Below are 15,981 nucleotides of genomic sequence, written 5' to 3'. Positions count from 1 at the left end.
CCCAATGCCGTGGACATGGAGGGCGGCAGCCCGCTGCTCGCTTCACCCCGCACAGCAGGAGAGCTTCGATACATCCATGTCAAAGGTCTGGGCCGCGAGTTTCAGGCCTTCGACCGTGGTCAGATAGGGGAAGATCGTCGCGCCCAGCTCGGCGACCGTCATGCCGTGTTTGATCGCCAGCACCATCGTTTGAATCGCATCCGCGCCTTCGGGGGCCATGATCTGCCCGCCCACAAGGCGGTCCGTCGCCTTGTCCACGACCAGTTTGATGAGCCCGCGTGTATCGCGCGCCGCCAGCGCCCGGGGCACCTGATCGAGCGGTAGCAGGGACACCTTGATATCCAGCCCCCGGGCTCTTGCCGCCGTTTCGGTAAGACCGACACTTGCGACCTGCGGGTCCGTGAACACCACCGCCGGCATGGTGCTGTTGTCATAGCGATGGTCATTGCCGCCGACAGCATTGCGCGCCGCCAGCTTCGCGCCGTAGGCCGCCATATAGACAAACTGGTCACGCCCGGTGACGTCCCCCGCCGCGTAGACGCCATTGACGGTGGTCTGGAGATAGTCGTCGATGACAATTCCGCCGTTGCGCGAAAGCTCGATGCCCCGTGCCTCCAACCCCATGCCGTCACTGTTCGGCTGGCGGCCCGTCGCGATCAGCACCTGCTCGGCCGCCATGACCTCGATCGTCGCGTCTGGGTCGGGTCCCGCGCCCCCGCCGGCCGGACGGTCGCAGGTAAGTTCGACCCCATGGTCAGCTTGCACAATCTGCTGGTAGCCAACCCCGGCACATACCCGGATGCCCTCCGCCTCCAGATAGGTCTGAAGGGCGGCGCTGAATTCCGGGTCCATTTCGGGCAGCAGTCGGCTGCGGCAACAGATCGTGACCGCCACGCCAAGGCGGGCGAACATCTGTCCCAGCTCAACCCCGATGACCCCCCCGCCGATCACCAGCAGCGACTTGGGCAAGCGTTCAAGCGCCAGTGCCGAAGTGCTGGTGAGATAGGGTACGCAATCCAACCCCCGAATGGGCGGAACGGCGGCGCGCGCACCCATTGCCAGAATGATCTTGCCCACCGGTATCGGCGCATCATCGATGAGCAATTTTCGGTCGACAAAACGCGCCCTGCCTTCGACATAGGTCACGCTCGGATAGGCTGGCAGCAGGTCGACATATTTCTTCTGCCGCAGCCCAGCGACCAGCTCATCTTTCGATGCGGCGAGAGCACTCCAGTCTTCCAGCTTGAGGGCGCCCTCCAGGCCGGGAAACCGACGGGAGGTCTGACCGGCATGAACCGCTTCAGCGGCGCGGATCAGCGTTTTGGACGGAACGCAGCCGACATTGACGCAGGTGCCGCCGATCATCCCGTGGCCAACAAGCGCCACCCGGGCACCCATATCGGCTGCCGTGATTGCGGCGGAGAAACCCGCCGATCCCGCGCCGATGACGGCGATATCGAAATCTCCAAGACCGGATTTTTCTGCGAAACTCGAACAGTAGTCGCGTTCCGTCACTGGCTTGTTCATCATGCAGTCCGTTCTGTGCGGTCATTAGCCCGCGGTTTCATGGGATCATTTGGCCCGGGGTCAGCAGCGTCAGACCATCGATCCGATGTCCGAGGCGAAGCTGGGGTAGGCAAAGATCATGGCCTTGATCTGGTTGGCGGTGAGCCCCGCGCCCATGGCCATGGCGAACAGGTTGATCTGCTCCTCGGCACCCGGTCCGATCAGATGCACCCCAAGGATCAGACCGGTTTCCTGTTCAACGAGCACCTTGAAGCCGCTCCTGACCGCACCGACCCGCATCGATGAAAACCAGCCGGAGGTATTCTCGAAACGGGTGTCGAACTTCAGGCCCTTTTCCGTCGCCGCGGCCTCGGACAGCCCCACGGTCGCGACCTGCGGCAAGGTGAAGACCACACTGGGCACCGGCGGATAGGACACGAACCGTGCGTCTTTTCCGGCCAGCAGGTTCTTGCCCGCGATACGCCCTTCATAGGCCGAGACCGGGGTCAGGTTCAGCCCACTGTCGGCACAATCCCCGGCGGCGAAGATGGTGGGGTTGGTGGTACGCATGGCGTCGTTGACCTTGATCCCGCGCGGTCCAGCTTCGACCCCGGCGACGGGGAGGTTCAGATGGTCGATATTGGGCACGCGACCGGTCGCATGGACCACCAGATCGCAGGTCAAGGTCCTGACGCCAGAGGGCGATTCATAGGAAACGGCGAGTTCGGGGCCGTGCTTCTCGACCTTGAGGACTTTCGCCCCGGTTTGTATATCAATGCCCAGTTCGACCGAGGCCTCCACCAGCATCGCCACCAGATCGGCGTCGAAGGGGCCGAGCGGCCGCCCCGCCATTTCTAGGACTGTGACGGTGCCAGCGCCGGCGCGTCGGGCGACATGGGCGAACTCCATCGCGATGAACCCGCCGCCGACAAAGGCAATCCTGTCCGGCCTCTCGGACAACTCCAAAAAATCCGTGCTTGTGGTCAGCAGGTCCTCGCCGGGTATGTCCAGCGTCATCGGACGTGCGCCGGTGGCGATGTGGAAATGCTTCGCGCGCAGGGTCTTGCCGTTCAGGGTGATCGTGTCGCGCCCGGTGAACCGCGCTTCCCCGTGCAGCGCCGCGATCCCGGCCTTGCGGAAGCCCGCCTCAATGCGCGACGGCATGGCGTCGGTGAAGGTGCGCTTGAACGCCATCATCTCAGGCCAGTTGACCGAGGGCCGAGCCTCCAGGCCCTTGCCTGTCATGTTGTGGGCCCAGTCCACACCTTCGGTGACGGCGATCAGCATCTTCTTGGGATCGCAACCTCGCAGCGCGCAGGTGCCGCCATAGGGCAGGCTGTCGATGCTGGCGACCTTCCATCCCGCCGCCGCCGTCATCCGGGCCACGCCGTTGCCGCCCGTCCCGGCCCCGATCACGATCAGGTCGTAGTCATATACGTCGGTCATCCAAGTCTTCTCCAATACGGGCAGCCTCTGATGATCGGGGCACCCGGCGGGCCCGGTGGACCGTCCATCAGGCGGTCTTCATCCGCCGCCGCCGCCGCCGCCAGACGGCATAGACCGTCAGCCCGACGAACACGGCCAGCGCGGGCAGCAGCAGCACAACATCGAGCCAGCCCGCCAAGGCGGCAAGCCCGACGATGCCGAGCAGCACCACCAGCACCGGGGTAAAGCAGCGCAGTGCCAGAATGACGGTGCCGATCACCCCCATCCGCAACAACAGGCTGTCGGCCCTGCCGGTCTTGTCAGTCATGTCAGTCATGTCAGCCATGATGAAGCTTTCTTCCATTGATCCGGACGCCGCGCAGCCTTCCCCGAGCCCGAGGTCCGGATGGGTGGCGATGCCGCGTCGTTGGCGGTCTTCCTGCCTGTGGGGCCTAGTTTTGTACGACGCGGGCGGGATACCCGGCATTGGTCGAGGCGGCCGCGATCTGCGCGGCCGTGGCGCGCGCCGGGTCATAGGTAGCGCGGGCCGTCTTTGCGGCGAAGTCCACCTGCACCGCGCTGACGCCCGGCACACCTTCCATCGCCCTTCGCACCGTGATCGGGCAGGTGGCGCAGGTCATGTGCTCAATGGCGAAGGTCGTCTGCTGCTGGGCGACGGCGGTCGCCGCCGGACGGTTCTGTGCCGGTCCATCAAACGCGACGGCTGCGCCGACGCCGGCCACGGCCACAACGGCCAAGCCGACCAGAAATGTCTTCTTCATGGATCTTTCCTCTCAGTAAAAATAGGGAGCCCACCAGTTGAGGGTGAGCGCGATGATGACGACGAACAGGCCCAGCCAGAGGGCCAGTTTCGTAGTCCGCGCCGACTGTGGGCGGGCGCAGTAGGTCCCGTCCTCGCAGGGCGGTTTCGGCTTGAAATAGACATGCCAGAATCCGTAACCGAGCAGCGCCAGGGTGACCGCGGCGACATAGGTTTTGTAGGGCTCCAGCGCCGTCAGGTTGGCGATCCACGCCCCTGAAATGCCAAGCATGACCAGAACCAGCGGCACGACGCAGCAGGCTGACGCCAGCACCGCGCCAACCAGCGCGCCGCCCGCGATCCATCGGCCCTGCTTAGCGCCTGCGTCCGGCGTAGATGCCGGTGGCTCCGACTCCGGTGCTGAATACATCGGACAGTTCTCTCCATTTCATTCTGACTGATTTCAGCGTAATCCCTGTAGTTGCTACAGACGCAAGGGGTTTTTTGATGGCGCTTCAGACAGGCTTGTTGCGGGCCCAATTGGCGAAGCTGACCGGGTGCAACCTCGAAACCATCCGCTATTACGAGAAGGTCGGATTGCTGCCCCCGCCGCCTCGTTCGGCCAATGGTTACCGGGTCTATTCGCCGGAGCTGACGCAGCGGTTGCAGTTCATCCTGCGCGCGCGGGATATTGGTTTCTCGATGGAAGAGACTCGCTCGCTGCTGGCGCTGACAGACACCGGGACCCAGACCTGTGCCGAGGTCAAACACAAGACCGAAGTGCATCTGGAGGATGTGCGCGCCAAGATTGCCGATCTTCGGCGGATGGAACGGATCCTCGCGAACGCTTCCGCCAAATGCTCGGGAGGGGAAGTGCCGGAGTGCCCGGTTCTGGGAGCGCTTACGTCAGACTGAGGGCGCAGAGCGGACTTGGTAAAGTCTGAGAAGGTCAGACCCGGTCGTTCGATTGAGCGAGTTTTCGCGCCTTGGCGAGCTCCAGCGTAGGCGCGCCCGGAACGATTCGACACGTATCGCCAAACGCTCAATCTCGCCGCCAGCAACGACACCCGCTTGGCAGGGTGAGCATCAAACAATCTGATCGTTGGATGCGCAGGGCCCCAAGGCTCGCGTCGCCAGGTTGTTTTCTCGGCCCTCCGCTAGTGACAGCGTACGAGGCGCGGCCAGTGAGAACAACCGATGTCGTTGGCGATCCAGAACGCGGCCAAAAGCGGGAACGAAAAGGAAAGAAAAGCAGAACCCGCGTGTGCAAATTTTGCACACGACGAACCACAACCTACTGATTACACACTACAATCATCACCATCCATCATCGGGGCCACGGACAACCTACGATCTTGATTTGTCAGCATTTTCATTAAGATCAAAATGTTGGAAGGCGACGTGTGCACTCGAACTTGCGACGTGTTGCGACGTTTGCCCGAGTCTCGACACCTCACGCACCCAGAGCGTGCACGAAATGGCGACCTACTCGAAACTCCCGTCAGGAACGTGGCGGGCCCAGGTGAGACGGAAGGGGCGCTATATAAGCCAGACCTTCCTCAAACGCGATGAGGGGCGGGCTGAGGGGCTCGCAGACCTCAAGCCGCAGGGGCGTCAGGCCTGAATCCGCCCGTCAAGCATATGGAGACGCCTATGGGCCGCGCTGGCGACGGAGGGATCGTGCGTGACGCAGATGATGGCGCGATCATTGGCCGTGGCCAGCCGTTGAAACTCGTTCACGACGATCTGGGTGTTGGCGCTGTCGAGATTGCCGGTCGGTTCATCGCAAAGCAGCAGGGGCGGATCATTGGCCAGGGCCCGCGCGATCGCCACCCGCTGGCGCTCTCCGCCGGACAGGCGGTCTGGGCGCCGTCCCCCCGCCCGATCCAGCCCCACCAGGGAAAGAAGCTCGTCGGCGCGTCTACGCACCGCCATCGGCGACAGCCGCCCCAGCCGACGCATGGGCAGGGCCACGTTTTCGGCCGCGGTGAATTCCGGAATCAGAAAGTGAAACTGGAACACGAGGCCGATCTGCTCCAGGCGAAGCAGACTCCTTTCCCGCTCGCTCAGACCGGCGGTTTCGCGGCCCTGGATCAGAACCTCCCCCCGGCTCGGCCGGTCGATCAAACCCAGAAGATAGAGCAGCGAGGACTTGCCGCATCCGGAAGGGCCGACGATGGCCAGGAACTCGCCCGGCTGAACCGACATCGTCACCGCATCGACAAGCGTCACGGGGTCGGGGTCCGGCAGACGCCGGGTCACGCCCTTCGTCTCCAGCACACAGGTCATGCCGCGCCTCTCAGGATGACCGCAGGATCGACCATGGCGGCCCGACGCGCCGGCAGCCAGGCCGCCAGGAGGGAGCTCAGAAGGCAAACGCTTCCGGCGAGAACATACTGCAGAAGACTTCGGTCCAACGGCAGGGTCAGAGGCTGACCGCCGAGCCTCAAGGGGATGCGGCCCAGACCTTCGAGCAGACCCGTGCCTAGGACGAAGCCGGCCGCCACGCCGATGACCGCCACCGCCAGGCCCTCGATGAGAAAGACGATCTGAAGGTCTGCGGCCGTGAAGCCGATGGCCCTCAGGATCGCGATATCCTTGCGTTTGTCGGCCACGCTGTTCGAGACGCCCGTATAGACCCCGAACACCGCGACAATGAGTATGGCGGCGCTGACGGCGTACATGATGATGTTGCGCACCGTGATGAGATCGAGAACCTCCCTCGACCTTTCCTGCCAGGACTCCCAGCGATAGTCCCATCTCTGTTCGAACAGGCCGGCCTGACGTTCCGCCAGAGCGGGATCGGCAAGCCTGACATGGATCTGATTGACGATATTGGGTCTGGCGAAAAGCACCTGGGCCGTTCGCAGGAGGCAGTAGGCCGCCGTGTCGCCGGCATAGAGGCCTGCCCGCGCATCGGGATTGACCAGGGCCAGGATCCTCATGCGCTGGAGCCGGCCTCCGGGCGCGGTCACCACCAGGGTGTCGCCGATCCCTGCTCCGATGCGGGCCGCCAGGGGACGCGAGATGATGATGCCGTCCGGCCGTTGCTGCAGCTCCTCCAGCCGGGCGCCGACAAGGGTTTCGGTCAGACGGCTGACCTGGACCTCCGTCGCGGGATCCACGCCGGTCAGCACCACGCCGGCGGTTCGCCCGGCAAAGGTCAGGGATACGGCGCCGCCCAGAGCGGGCGCAGCCGCCGCGCCGGGAAGCGAGCGCACGTCCTCGAGCATGGCCGCCCAGTTCCGCAGGCCGCGCACCTCGTCTCTGGGGGTGGCGTGACGAACGGCGACCGCGCCGTCGGGGAAGGCCGTCGCGGCCGGTTGCCGGGCCGGACGCCTGCGCTCGTCCGTCACGATGATATGAGGCGCGGAATCGACCAGCGTCTTGATGAAGTCCTTCTGGGATCCGCTCATCATGCCCGACACGGCCAGGAAAAAGCCCACGCCGATGGCGACGCCGCCGACCGCCACGACCGTCTGGCGCAGCCGGATGCGCAGATGGGCCGCCGCGATGGCGACCAGAACCGAGAGCGCCGACCTCATGGCGCCTCGCTCGCCTTGACGGCTCGTCCCGCCCGCAGTCCGGGCGGCGGATTGAGAATGACGTTCTCGCCAGGCCGGACGCCCGAAATCACCTCGACCGAATCGGCGGCGCGCGCTCCGGTTCGGAGTTTACGCGGTTCAGCCTGTCGCCCGATCACCACCCAGGCCCGCCCCGCATCCACCGCAGCCTCGGGAATCAAGGTGGCTTGAGGCCTCAGCCCGGTGACGATGTTGACGTCGACCGTCATGCCCGGCCTCAGGAGTGTCTCGCGCGGCAGGGCTATGCGCACCCGAAAGACGCGGGCCTCCGGATCGCCCGCCGGCGTCACCGTCTCCACCCGCCCGCGCACGACCTGACCCGGCAGGCCGTCGGCGCTGACGAAGGCGAGCGCGCCGGTCCGCAGGCCCTCAATGTCTCTTTCGTCGACTTCAGCGGTGACCCGCAAGGTGTCGGGCGAGGCGATGGTGAAGAGAATGGTCGAGGGCGTCGCCAGATTGCCGGGCTCCGCATCGCGACGGATGACGACCCCGGCGAACGGCGCCGTGACGCGGTAGAACCGCAAGGCCGCCGCGCCGCCGCGGGCCGCCGCCTCGGCCGCGCGCAGCTGTGATCGCGCGTCCTGCGCCGCCGCCTGGGGGCCGAAGCCGTGCTGGGCGAGACGTTCCGCTCTCAAGGCGCCGGCGCGGCTGAGGGAGGCCTGAGCCTCCAGCTGAGCGGCGGCGGCGGCCTGCGGCCCGTCCTCCAGCCTCGCCAACAGCTGGCCCTGGCGCACCCGCTCGCCTTCGGTCACGGCCACCGCGACGATGGGCGCGGAAACCACTGCGGCGATATTGGCCTGGCGGGCGTAGTCGACAACGCCCGATGCATAGACGGCATCCATGGCCACGCCTGTGCGCGCGGGCGCGACAACGACGCGCAAAGGACGCACGTTCCAGACGTAGACGCCTGTTCCGACGAGCAGCACGCACAGAACCGTCGCCAAGACGGCCGCCAGACGGCGCGGTCTGCGAACGCCCGGGCCTTGCAGCTCCTCATCTGTCCGGCGCTCGTCCATCTCTCACCCGCAGGGCTGAAATCGCTCGCGCCCGAGACGGCTCTCTTGTTCGGGACGCCCGCTACGGGGCCGCGCCCCCGCACGGCCTCCACTCAAGCATCCCTTCCGCTCGCGCAGCATGATCAAGGTCAATTTCCGGTCGCCGGTTCCAGCTGGCCGACAGTCCCTTGGGTCTACTCATGGCTCGCTGAAACGTGTTCACATCACAAGGTGATATTAAATATAATCGCGCTCCCTGCACTCCCGAGTTTCGACATGACGGCTCGGCTCGACAACGCGTGCGAAACGATCTCCGCCTCCTTCTTTCCGATCAGGGGGCGTCCACAGACGTTGGGCGTCGTCCACCCTTACGCCGGCGGAGATCAGATCTATGCAGAAGGGGATCCGGCCCATTCCTTCTATACGGTGATCTTCGGCGCTGTGCGGACCGTCAGACACTCCCCTGACGGCCGACGGCAGATCGGCGACTTCTACTACGCCGGCGACCTTTTCGGTTTCGAGGCCAACGAAGAACGTCTCTTCACGGCCGAGGCCATGCGCTCCACTCGAGTCAGGGCGATCCGGCTGGAAGCCGCTACGACCAGGGCGATCATCGCGACCGCCCGCCAAGAATTGAGCCGGGCGCATGAGCACCTGGCCATGCTGGGCCGTCGCTCCGCCGAAGAGAAGGTCGCTAGCTTCCTGCTAGAGCTAGCCCGAGAGGGCCCTATAGATCGGGTGGCCCTGCCCATGAGCCGTCAGGACATGGCGGACTATCTGGGTCTGGCGTTGGAAACCGTCTCCCGCGTTCTCAGCCGCTTCCATGAGGAGGACGTCATAGGCTTCGTCTCCTGTCGTGAATTCCGGATTTTGAAACACTCCCGTCTGCTGCGTCTCGCCTCGGCCTGAGACGACAGAGCTTCCGGCGTTTCTAGAACGCATCCCGCCCTTTCGTCCGGGGCCGGCGACGCCGAAAGGCGTCAGGACACCTCAGGCGCGCTCAATGCATCAGAAGAAGGCTGGGCCCGTCTTTCTCCTGCAGGAAGGTTCTGGTCGCCCCGCCGAAAATGGTCTCCTGAACCCTGGAGCGGCCCCAAGCGCCGGCCACGAACAATCCGGCCTGTCGGCTTTGCGCCGCCGCAAGCAGGGCGACGCCTTCGTCGGCTCCTTCGGCCTGGATGACGTCGCCCGCCTTCACGCCGTGAAGCTTGAGATAGGTCTTCAGCCGACCGGGGTCGGGGTCGCAACCTTGGACGTCCAGCCCCGAGACGCACTGAGCGATATGCACCGCGCTCGTCTTCGCCAGCAGCGGCAAGGCCGCGCGGACCGCTCGGCCCGCCTGGGGGCTGCCGTCCCAGGCGATGACGGCCGCGCCTGTGAGACCGTCGGGATCGCCTCGTCCGACCAGCACCGGCGCGCCGTAACCCAACAGCAACTCCCCGAGGTGTCGACGCATGGGACTGGCGCCGGCGTTGTCATGGGCGACAACCACCAGATCGGCCAATGCCGTCTGACGGCAAAGACTCAGCACTGGGCCAGGGCTTCGGCCGAGAACCGCCACACGCGACACGCCCTCCCCCGTCCCAAAAGCCGCGCCCGCCTCGTCGGCGGCCGCCCGCGCGTCCCTCTCGATATGACGCAGCACCTCGCTTTCAGCCGCGAGAAGTTCATCGATCGATGTCTGGGAAAGCGAGACGCCCAACGCCGCGCCCAGCCCAATCATGTCGGCGGCGGCGTTGGCGTAGGTCGGCAGAATTTCAGCCCTGGCCTCATGCTGCACGGCAAGCCGGGCCGCGAACGCCGCCGCGCGCTCGTCCCCGCCGGATCCTGACGCCAGCGCCATGATTAATTTGAGCCCCATCGACACCTCCCGTCGCTCTGTCGTGGATCAACGTCCGCCGTGGGCGATACGCCTGGCCGTCGCGGCCGCCGCTTGCGCGTGTCGCTCCACGGCGTCCTCCCGCATGCCGGACGTCACTCCGCCGATGTTGTGGTGACCGATGAGCTCCACCCCCGTGACGGCCGCCAGATGATCGTCGAAATGCTTGCGCATGGCGTCCCACGCACCGCTGCTTTCCACCCAATGTTGCGGCGCGCCCGAACTCGTGAAGCTGACCAGTCTTCGACCTGAAAGGAGCGGCTCATTGCCCTGGAGCCCGAACCGCGAATAGCCGAACCCCATGCCGAACACGCGCTCGATGTAGCCCTTGAGCATGGCCGGCGGCGCATTGAACCAAAGCGGATAGAACAGGGCGAAGACATCAGCGTCGCCGATGACCGCCCGTTCGGCCACCACGTCCGGACGCGCCTGAGCGCCTTCATCGCTCGGCAGTTCTTCGGCGTGCAGCAGGGGATCGAAACCCTGGCGGTAGAGATCGCGCACGATCACCTCGCCGCCTTCATCCTGCGCCGCGGCGGCGTAGGCCTCCGCCATGGCCATGGTGAAGCTGCGGGCCCTTGGGTGGCTTACGATCAGAACCTGCTTCATCGGAGCCTCCTTTTCAGCCGCCGGGGACGAGAGTCGTCGCCGGTGCGCGAGGGCCGTCAAGATGGGACGGCGCCTCCAGGGCGTCGCGCAATCGCGCCAACAGGGCTTCACGAGCCTCGTCGTCAGGCGCGCCTTGCAGGGCCTCATTGATGTCGCCGAGCAGCGCGGCGCGCCCGTTGCGCCAGTCAGGCCGGCTCGCCGCCCCAGGCCTCAACCGCCCAACGGCCCCCAGAGGCTGCGCCTCTGTCGCCGTGAGGGCGAACGCCGAATCCAGCATCGGCGTGACGATGGCTTCGGCCTCCAAGCCCGCCCGCATGAGACGGGACGCCAGGCCGGAACGCGCGTCAGGCTCGCCGTGGGTCAGGAAGACTTTCCCGTCACCGGCATGCGGCCCTTGAGCCACAGCACCAGGCCGTCGGCGTCGGCATGAGCCGAGTAGGCGTCTATTTCGCGTATGCGCGCATTGACCCGTACGTCATCCCCCTGGATGCGGACCAGTCGACGCCCTTCCAACAACACCCGCCCTAAGGTTCCCACGGCTTGAAAACCGGTGATCAGGACCGTCGTTTCACGGCGCCAGAGCAATCGCTTCAGATGCCGTCTGATGCGGCCCGCGTCGCACATGCCGCTGCCCGCCAGGATGATGTGCCAGTCGCGCAACCGCTCCAGCCCATCGCTTTCCTGAGGCCGCATCAGATAGTGAAGGCGCGTCGCGCCGCGAAGCTCCAGATAGGGGTTCTCCTCCGCCTCGGCATTCCATCCGCGCCTCAGAAAGACATCGGTCGCTTCGATCGCCAGCGGCGAGTCGAGGAAGATCTCGGTCGTCAGCTCCGGCTCGTCGCGCATCACCGCCAGAAGATCCAGGATCAGTTCCTGGGCCCGGCCGACGGCGAAACTCGGCATCAGCAACGGCCCCCCGGCCGCCTTGGCGTCGTGCATCTCCTTGGCCAGCAGAGCCCGACGCGCTTCGGGCGTGACGGCCTGGCGAACGCGGTCGCCATAGGTGGATTCCAGGATCACATGATCGACCCCGACTGGGCCGTCAGGCGTGGGCAGCAAGGGCTGATGGCCGGATCCCAGATCGCCCGAGAACAATAGCCGCACCGGCCCTTTGTCCTCATGGAGCACAACCTCAATGGAGGCGGCGCCCAGCAGGTGCCCGGCAGGCCACCACCGAGCCTGGATTCCCGGCAGCGGGTCGATCATTTCACCGAACTTGACGGTCTGAAACAGTCGCAACGTCGGCGCGACGTCCGCCGTCGTATAGATGGGCTCTACGGCGCGGACGCCCCGCCTCTGGTTGCGGCGGTTCAGATGGGCGACGTCGCCTTCCTGGATCTCGGCCGCGTCCGCCAGCATGACCTCGCAAAGATCGCGCGTGGCCCGTGTAGCGTAGATAGGCCCCCGATAGCCTGCCCTGACCAGCTTGGGCAGCAGGCCGGAGTGATCGATATGCGCATGGGTCAGCAGGACGGCGTCGATCGAATCCGCCTCGAACGGCAAGGGCTCGTAGTTCAGCGCCTTGAGCGACTTGGAGCCCTGGAACATCCCGCAATCCACCAGGAAGCGCGCGCCGCCGCTCTCCACCAGCATGCACGACCCCGTGACGCATTCCGCCGCGCCGTGAAAGGCGAGGTTGACGCTCATGACGCTCGCTCCCTGTCTTCATCAGTCGTCGGGACGCCGCCGCCAGAATATGAAGCGGTAAACCTAGTGTGGCGTCTCGACCCTTCAGAGTCCACATCACCGCCAAGACGCTCGTTTCACTGACCGATGTCTAGGAAGAAAAACTGAATTCCGCATCACCCTTCCACCGAAACGGATAGCGGGTTTTGACTACCGTCAATTCTTGCACGGTGCGCCGTCAATCAAACGGACTAACGACGTCTACGGCCTATGCAGGCGTTTACGATAGGCAGGCTGCGAGGGTCAGCGTTGCGTCAACGCGCGCGCCAGGGATCCGATCGTGGGGTGGAACAGCCCGTTCCACTCATAGCCCTCGTGCAGGCGCTTGATGACGAAGTCCGCCTGCGCCGCGCTTTCGGCCAGGCGATAGCCTAGCCGTTCAAGCGCCCTGCCCAGCCAGAGTCCCGCAGGGCCAGCCGCGTCGATAAAGGCCACGCCTCGCGGCGAGGCGCGGGTTTCAAAGCGCCCGCTCGATAGGGAAAAGACCAGGTTCGACTGGTCGAAGGCCTCGCCGATGGCGCCGGACAGGGCCACGTCCTCAGGCGCGCCGTCGATGAAGCGGCCCTCGCCGGGCAGCAGCCAGATGCGGTCGGCGGCGTTGAGCGACAGCTCCAGATCATGGCTGGAAAGAATGATCGAGACGCCCGTCTCATGCGCGACCTTTCGCAGGGTCGACGTGATCGTCACCCGGCTCGGCAGATCCAGAAAGGCGGTGATCTCGTCCAGCAACATCACCTGCGGTTGTTGGGCCAGGGCGCGCGCGATCATGACCCGCTGCCGTTCGCCGTCGGACAGGCCGTCGACGAACCGATCACGCAGGTGTTCGCCCTCGACCTGCGCCAAGGCCTCGGCGGCGATCGCCCGGTCATCGGCGGACAGGGCGCCGGTCCAGCCGGTGTACGGCTGCCGCCCCATCTCGACCAGCTCCCACACGCGCAGCGCGCCGACCTGCGGTCGATCGGTCAGCACGACCGCGACCTTGCGCGCCCGTTCGGCGGCCGGCCATTCCCCCACGGGCCGACCGTCGAGCCGCGCCTCGCCCGCCACCGGCCGGATGAAGCCGGCGAAGGTCCGCAGCAGCGTGGACTTGCCCTGGCCGTTTCGTCCCAGCAGGCAGATGAACTCGCCCCGCTCCACCGTGACCTGTGAGAGGGTGGACAGAACCCGGCGGCCGTATCCGATCTGAAGATTGTCGATCGCGAACATTCAGCTCTCGCCTCCCCTCAGGCTGCGGGCGCGCAACAGCAGCAGGATCACCAAAGGCGCGCCGATCAGGGCGAGAATGGCGTTCAGATGCAGAAAATGCTGCTCCCACGGCAGATGAACGACCAGGTCGGCGCTCAGGGTCAAAGCGGCCCCGATCAAGGCCGTCGCCGGAATCAGGACGCCGATCCTGGCGCTCCCCGCCAGGCCGCGCGCCAGATGCGGCACGATCAGACCGACGAACGCCACCGGGCCGCAGAAGGCCGTCACCGGGGCGGCGAGAAGAATGGTCGCGCCCAGTACGAGACGCCTGAATCGGGGCACGTTCACGCCCAGGCTTTCCGCATAGACGTCGCCCAGCAGAAGCGCCGTCAACGGCTTGGCCAGAATGACGCAGCCGACCAGGCCCAACCCCAGCAGCGGCGCCAAGGCGACGAAGTCGCTCCACGTCACATTGGCGAAGGTGGCGTCGTTCCAGGCCGCGAAGATTCGGCCCTGGCTGCGGTTGGTGAAATGCAGCAGCACGCTGATCAGGCCCTGGGCGAGAAACCCCAGCATCAGCCCCAGAACCAGCAAGGTCACGGCGCCGACACGACGCGCCATCGCGCTCATGGCGAGCGCCACGGCGAGCATGCCCAATGCGGAACCAGCCACCACGCCCAGGCCCGCGAACCCCGTCAGGATCATCAGGAATCCCGGCCCGACGACGGCTCCGGCGACGATGACCAGGGCGGCGCCCAGTTGGCCGCCCGCCATGAGGCCCAGCGACCAGGCGTCAGCCAGTGGATTTTGGAACAGGGTCTGCATCATCAGGCCGGCCAGCCCCAGGGCGGCGCCGCCGAGGATCGCCGCCAGGACGCGCGGCAGACGCAGATCGACGACGATACGGCTTTCCATCGACCCGGACCCGATGGACCCCAGCCCCGTCAACACCTCGCCGGGACTCAGCATGACCTGACCGACCATCAGGCTGGCGACGGCGACCGCCGCAAGAACGCCGGCGGCCGCCAGACTCACGGCGACCGGACGAAAGGCGGCGCTCATTTATAAGCCCCCTGGGCGACGGGTTTCAGGAAGCGGAAAGGCTCGCTGACCAGATCGGGATGAAGCGCCTTGACGAAGTCGGCCAGCACCCAGTCCGGCCGCACGAAGGCTGTCTGATACCAGTCATAGGCGTTGGCGGCGGGATTGCTGCGACCCGTATTGGCGAACAGGCGGCCGGTGCGGAACGCCGGAGACGCGCGCTCCACGCCCGCACCGCGCGGCGGGGCGGCGTGCAGATCGCCCACGATCCACACCTGGGCCTGATCGACGACCGGCAGCATCTGCTCGGTCGCCAAGGTTTCGGACGACCATTTGCGCGCATCCTCCGGTCGCAGCAGCAGATTCCGACCGCCGGCGTCCGCAAGATAGGCCTGTTCGGCGCCCCGCACGGTGACCACCCATCGATCGCCGCCCGCCGGATAGGCCCACACCATCGGCACAGGCGGCCGTTGCGACGCCGCGCCCTTCAACGCCGTCACCCGCGCCTCGATCTGTTCGAAGAGGCGATCCGCCTCCGCCTCACGTCCGATCAGAAGACCGTGCAGCCGAATCCATTCGGCCCGCCCGAGATAAGTCGGCTCGTCCTCGGCGAAGGTCGGCGCCACGGTCAATCCGAGGCGACGCGCCCGGTCCAGAACCGGCGTATGGGCCAGGTCCGACAGCCGCATCAGGAAGACATCGGGCCGAACCGCCAGCAGGACATCCAGATTGGGCGGCGCGTGCCAATTGTAGCCGATCTGTCCGATCCGCCCCTCCATGACGCCGCGCCGGACGTCATCGTCATAGGATACGCGCCCGCCGACCGCCGCCAATCGCTCCTTGCCCCCCAGCTGCCCCAGGAAGGCCTCATCCGAACTCGCATTGGCGGCGATCCGCGTGACGGGCGTGCGGATCACCGTGGCGTCCTGCAATGGCCCGGTGAGGATCGGGGCCGGTCCGTCCTTCGGCGCCAGCACCAGCACGGCCGCCTGTTCCTGCGCCTGTCCTCCGCTCTGGTCCGCAACCGGCGCGCGCAGCCGGGCCACGACGAACCCTTCATGGCGTTCGAGCCGCAGATAACGGGCGTGGCGCAGTGGGATGGGAACGCCGCCGCCTTCATCGACAGAGGCCGTCTGACGCGCGTCGTCGCCACACCCGGCCAGCGCCGAGGCGGCGCTCGCCAACAAGAAGGACCGTCTCTGCATCGCTTCCCCTCTGCGGCCGCCTGCAACGCCCGGCGCCCGCCGTGACTGCAGATCGCATTTATGGGGTGACTATATGCAACGTTATATCATAACAACCCCAAATCAT

Annotated in this window: 17 protein-coding genes; 2 read left to right on the top strand and 15 right to left on the bottom strand. The window is 65.9% G+C overall.

Annotation, left to right across the window (positions count from 1 at the left end; genetic code table 11):
- Positions 1-42 precede the first annotated feature (42 nt).
- From merA to ACU5AP_RS08635, 5 genes are all read right to left on the bottom strand, one after another.
- Positions 43-1,530 carry a mercury(II) reductase gene (gene merA, locus ACU5AP_RS08655; protein WP_446681076.1) on the bottom strand — a complete coding sequence of 496 codons (1,488 nt, stop codon included), beginning with the start codon at positions 1,528-1,530 and terminating at the stop codon, positions 43-45.
- A gap of 66 nt (positions 1,531-1,596) precedes the next feature.
- Positions 1,597-2,952, bottom strand: coding sequence for a dihydrolipoyl dehydrogenase family protein (locus tag ACU5AP_RS08650; protein WP_446681075.1), 1,356 nt, complete (start codon positions 2,950-2,952; stop codon positions 1,597-1,599).
- 67 nt (positions 2,953-3,019) lie between these two features.
- The gene (gene merF, locus ACU5AP_RS08645) at positions 3,020-3,277 is read right to left on the bottom strand and encodes a mercury resistance system transport protein MerF (RefSeq protein WP_446681074.1); all 258 of its coding nucleotides are present in this window, start codon (positions 3,275-3,277) and stop codon (positions 3,020-3,022) included.
- Positions 3,278-3,383: 106 nt separating this feature from the next.
- Positions 3,384-3,713 (bottom strand): heavy-metal-associated domain-containing protein, encoded by a 330-nt coding sequence (locus tag ACU5AP_RS08640; RefSeq protein ID WP_446681073.1) that lies wholly within the window; start codon positions 3,711-3,713, stop codon positions 3,384-3,386.
- Positions 3,714-3,725: 12 nt separating this feature from the next.
- Positions 3,726-4,121 (bottom strand): mercuric transporter MerT family protein, encoded by a 396-nt coding sequence (locus tag ACU5AP_RS08635; protein WP_446681072.1) that lies wholly within the window; start codon positions 4,119-4,121, stop codon positions 3,726-3,728.
- A 77-nt stretch (positions 4,122-4,198) separates the two neighbouring features.
- Between ACU5AP_RS08635 and ACU5AP_RS08630 the strand changes: the two genes are divergently transcribed.
- Positions 4,199-4,606, top strand: coding sequence for a MerR family transcriptional regulator (locus tag ACU5AP_RS08630; protein ID WP_446681071.1), 408 nt, complete (start codon positions 4,199-4,201; stop codon positions 4,604-4,606).
- A 699-nt stretch (positions 4,607-5,305) separates the two neighbouring features.
- On the opposite strand, the gene ACU5AP_RS08625 is transcribed toward ACU5AP_RS08630, so the two are convergent.
- From ACU5AP_RS08625 to ACU5AP_RS08615, 3 genes are read right to left on the bottom strand one after another with little or no spacing between them, the layout of a single operon-like run.
- Positions 5,306-5,980, bottom strand: a complete 675-nt coding sequence (locus ACU5AP_RS08625) for an ABC transporter ATP-binding protein (protein ID WP_046651774.1) — start codon at positions 5,978-5,980, stop codon at positions 5,306-5,308.
- Entirely contained in the window at positions 5,977-7,236 is a 1,260-nt protein-coding gene (locus ACU5AP_RS08620) for an ABC transporter permease (protein ID WP_128719540.1), read from the bottom strand. Before ACU5AP_RS08620 ends, ACU5AP_RS08625 begins: the two co-directional genes overlap by 4 nt.
- Positions 7,233-8,219: an efflux RND transporter periplasmic adaptor subunit gene (locus tag ACU5AP_RS08615; RefSeq protein ID WP_046651880.1), complete on the bottom strand. Its 987-nt coding sequence runs from the start codon at positions 8,217-8,219 to the stop codon at positions 7,233-7,235. Before ACU5AP_RS08615 ends, ACU5AP_RS08620 begins: the two co-directional genes overlap by 4 nt.
- Before the next feature lie 327 nt (positions 8,220-8,546).
- On the opposite strand from ACU5AP_RS08615, the gene ACU5AP_RS08610 reads away from it, so the two are divergent.
- Positions 8,547-9,179 carry a helix-turn-helix domain-containing protein gene (locus tag ACU5AP_RS08610; protein ID WP_446681070.1) on the top strand — a complete coding sequence of 211 codons (633 nt, stop codon included), beginning with the start codon at positions 8,547-8,549 and terminating at the stop codon, positions 9,177-9,179.
- Positions 9,180-9,270: 91 nt separating this feature from the next.
- On the opposite strand, the gene ACU5AP_RS08605 is transcribed toward ACU5AP_RS08610, so the two are convergent.
- From ACU5AP_RS08605 to ACU5AP_RS08575, 7 genes are all read right to left on the bottom strand, one after another.
- Positions 9,271-10,131 carry a universal stress protein gene (locus ACU5AP_RS08605; protein WP_128719538.1) on the bottom strand — a complete coding sequence of 287 codons (861 nt, stop codon included), beginning with the start codon at positions 10,129-10,131 and terminating at the stop codon, positions 9,271-9,273.
- A 27-nt stretch (positions 10,132-10,158) separates the two neighbouring features.
- On the bottom strand, positions 10,159-10,758 hold the full coding sequence (locus ACU5AP_RS08600) for an NAD(P)H-dependent oxidoreductase (protein WP_128719537.1): 600 nt from the start codon (positions 10,756-10,758) through the stop codon (positions 10,159-10,161).
- 13 nt (positions 10,759-10,771) lie between these two features.
- Positions 10,772-11,074 carry a hypothetical protein gene (locus ACU5AP_RS08595; RefSeq protein ID WP_446681069.1) on the bottom strand — a complete coding sequence of 101 codons (303 nt, stop codon included), beginning with the start codon at positions 11,072-11,074 and terminating at the stop codon, positions 10,772-10,774.
- A 44-nt stretch (positions 11,075-11,118) separates the two neighbouring features.
- Positions 11,119-12,405 carry an MBL fold metallo-hydrolase gene (locus tag ACU5AP_RS08590; RefSeq protein WP_446681068.1) on the bottom strand — a complete coding sequence of 429 codons (1,287 nt, stop codon included), beginning with the start codon at positions 12,403-12,405 and terminating at the stop codon, positions 11,119-11,121.
- 282 nt (positions 12,406-12,687) lie between these two features.
- Positions 12,688-13,650, bottom strand: a complete 963-nt coding sequence (locus ACU5AP_RS08585) for an ABC transporter ATP-binding protein (protein ID WP_128719535.1) — start codon at positions 13,648-13,650, stop codon at positions 12,688-12,690.
- Entirely contained in the window at positions 13,651-14,691 is a 1,041-nt protein-coding gene (locus ACU5AP_RS08580; RefSeq protein WP_128719534.1) for a FecCD family ABC transporter permease, read from the bottom strand.
- On the bottom strand, positions 14,688-15,875 hold the full coding sequence (locus tag ACU5AP_RS08575; protein ID WP_128719533.1) for an ABC transporter substrate-binding protein: 1,188 nt from the start codon (positions 15,873-15,875) through the stop codon (positions 14,688-14,690). The genes ACU5AP_RS08580 and ACU5AP_RS08575 overlap by 4 nt, the downstream gene beginning before the upstream one ends.
- Positions 15,876-15,981 lie beyond the last annotated feature (106 nt).

It is taken from the genome of Brevundimonas sp. RM1, assembly GCF_052907225.1.
This window is presented reverse-complemented; position numbering and strand designations above follow the sequence as displayed.

Coding starts and splice junctions, on each gene's coding strand:
- merA (WP_446681076.1), bottom strand. CDS start 1,530: ATGATGAACAAGCCAGTGACGGAACGCGACTACTGTTCGAGTTTCGCA.
- ACU5AP_RS08650 (WP_446681075.1), bottom strand. CDS start 2,952: ATGACCGACGTATATGACTACGACCTGATCGTGATCGGGGCCGGGACG.
- merF (WP_446681074.1), bottom strand. CDS start 3,277: ATGGCTGACATGACTGACATGACTGACAAGACCGGCAGGGCCGACAGC.
- ACU5AP_RS08640 (WP_446681073.1), bottom strand. CDS start 3,713: ATGAAGAAGACATTTCTGGTCGGCTTGGCCGTTGTGGCCGTGGCCGGC.
- ACU5AP_RS08635 (WP_446681072.1), bottom strand. CDS start 4,121: ATGTATTCAGCACCGGAGTCGGAGCCACCGGCATCTACGCCGGACGCA.
- ACU5AP_RS08630 (WP_446681071.1), top strand. CDS start 4,199: ATGGCGCTTCAGACAGGCTTGTTGCGGGCCCAATTGGCGAAGCTGACC.
- ACU5AP_RS08625 (WP_046651774.1), bottom strand. CDS start 5,980: ATGACCTGTGTGCTGGAGACGAAGGGCGTGACCCGGCGTCTGCCGGAC.
- ACU5AP_RS08620 (WP_128719540.1), bottom strand. CDS start 7,236: ATGAGGTCGGCGCTCTCGGTTCTGGTCGCCATCGCGGCGGCCCATCTG.
- ACU5AP_RS08610 (WP_446681070.1), top strand. CDS start 8,547: ATGACGGCTCGGCTCGACAACGCGTGCGAAACGATCTCCGCCTCCTTC.
- ACU5AP_RS08605 (WP_128719538.1), bottom strand. CDS start 10,131: ATGGGGCTCAAATTAATCATGGCGCTGGCGTCAGGATCCGGCGGGGAC.
- ACU5AP_RS08600 (WP_128719537.1), bottom strand. CDS start 10,758: ATGAAGCAGGTTCTGATCGTAAGCCACCCAAGGGCCCGCAGCTTCACC.
- ACU5AP_RS08595 (WP_446681069.1), bottom strand. CDS start 11,074: ATGCGGGCGGGCTTGGAGGCCGAAGCCATCGTCACGCCGATGCTGGAT.
- ACU5AP_RS08590 (WP_446681068.1), bottom strand. CDS start 12,405: ATGAGCGTCAACCTCGCCTTTCACGGCGCGGCGGAATGCGTCACGGGG.
- ACU5AP_RS08585 (WP_128719535.1), bottom strand. CDS start 13,650: ATGTTCGCGATCGACAATCTTCAGATCGGATACGGCCGCCGGGTTCTG.
- ACU5AP_RS08580 (WP_128719534.1), bottom strand. CDS start 14,691: ATGAGCGCCGCCTTTCGTCCGGTCGCCGTGAGTCTGGCGGCCGCCGGC.
- ACU5AP_RS08575 (WP_128719533.1), bottom strand. CDS start 15,875: ATGCAGAGACGGTCCTTCTTGTTGGCGAGCGCCGCCTCGGCGCTGGCC.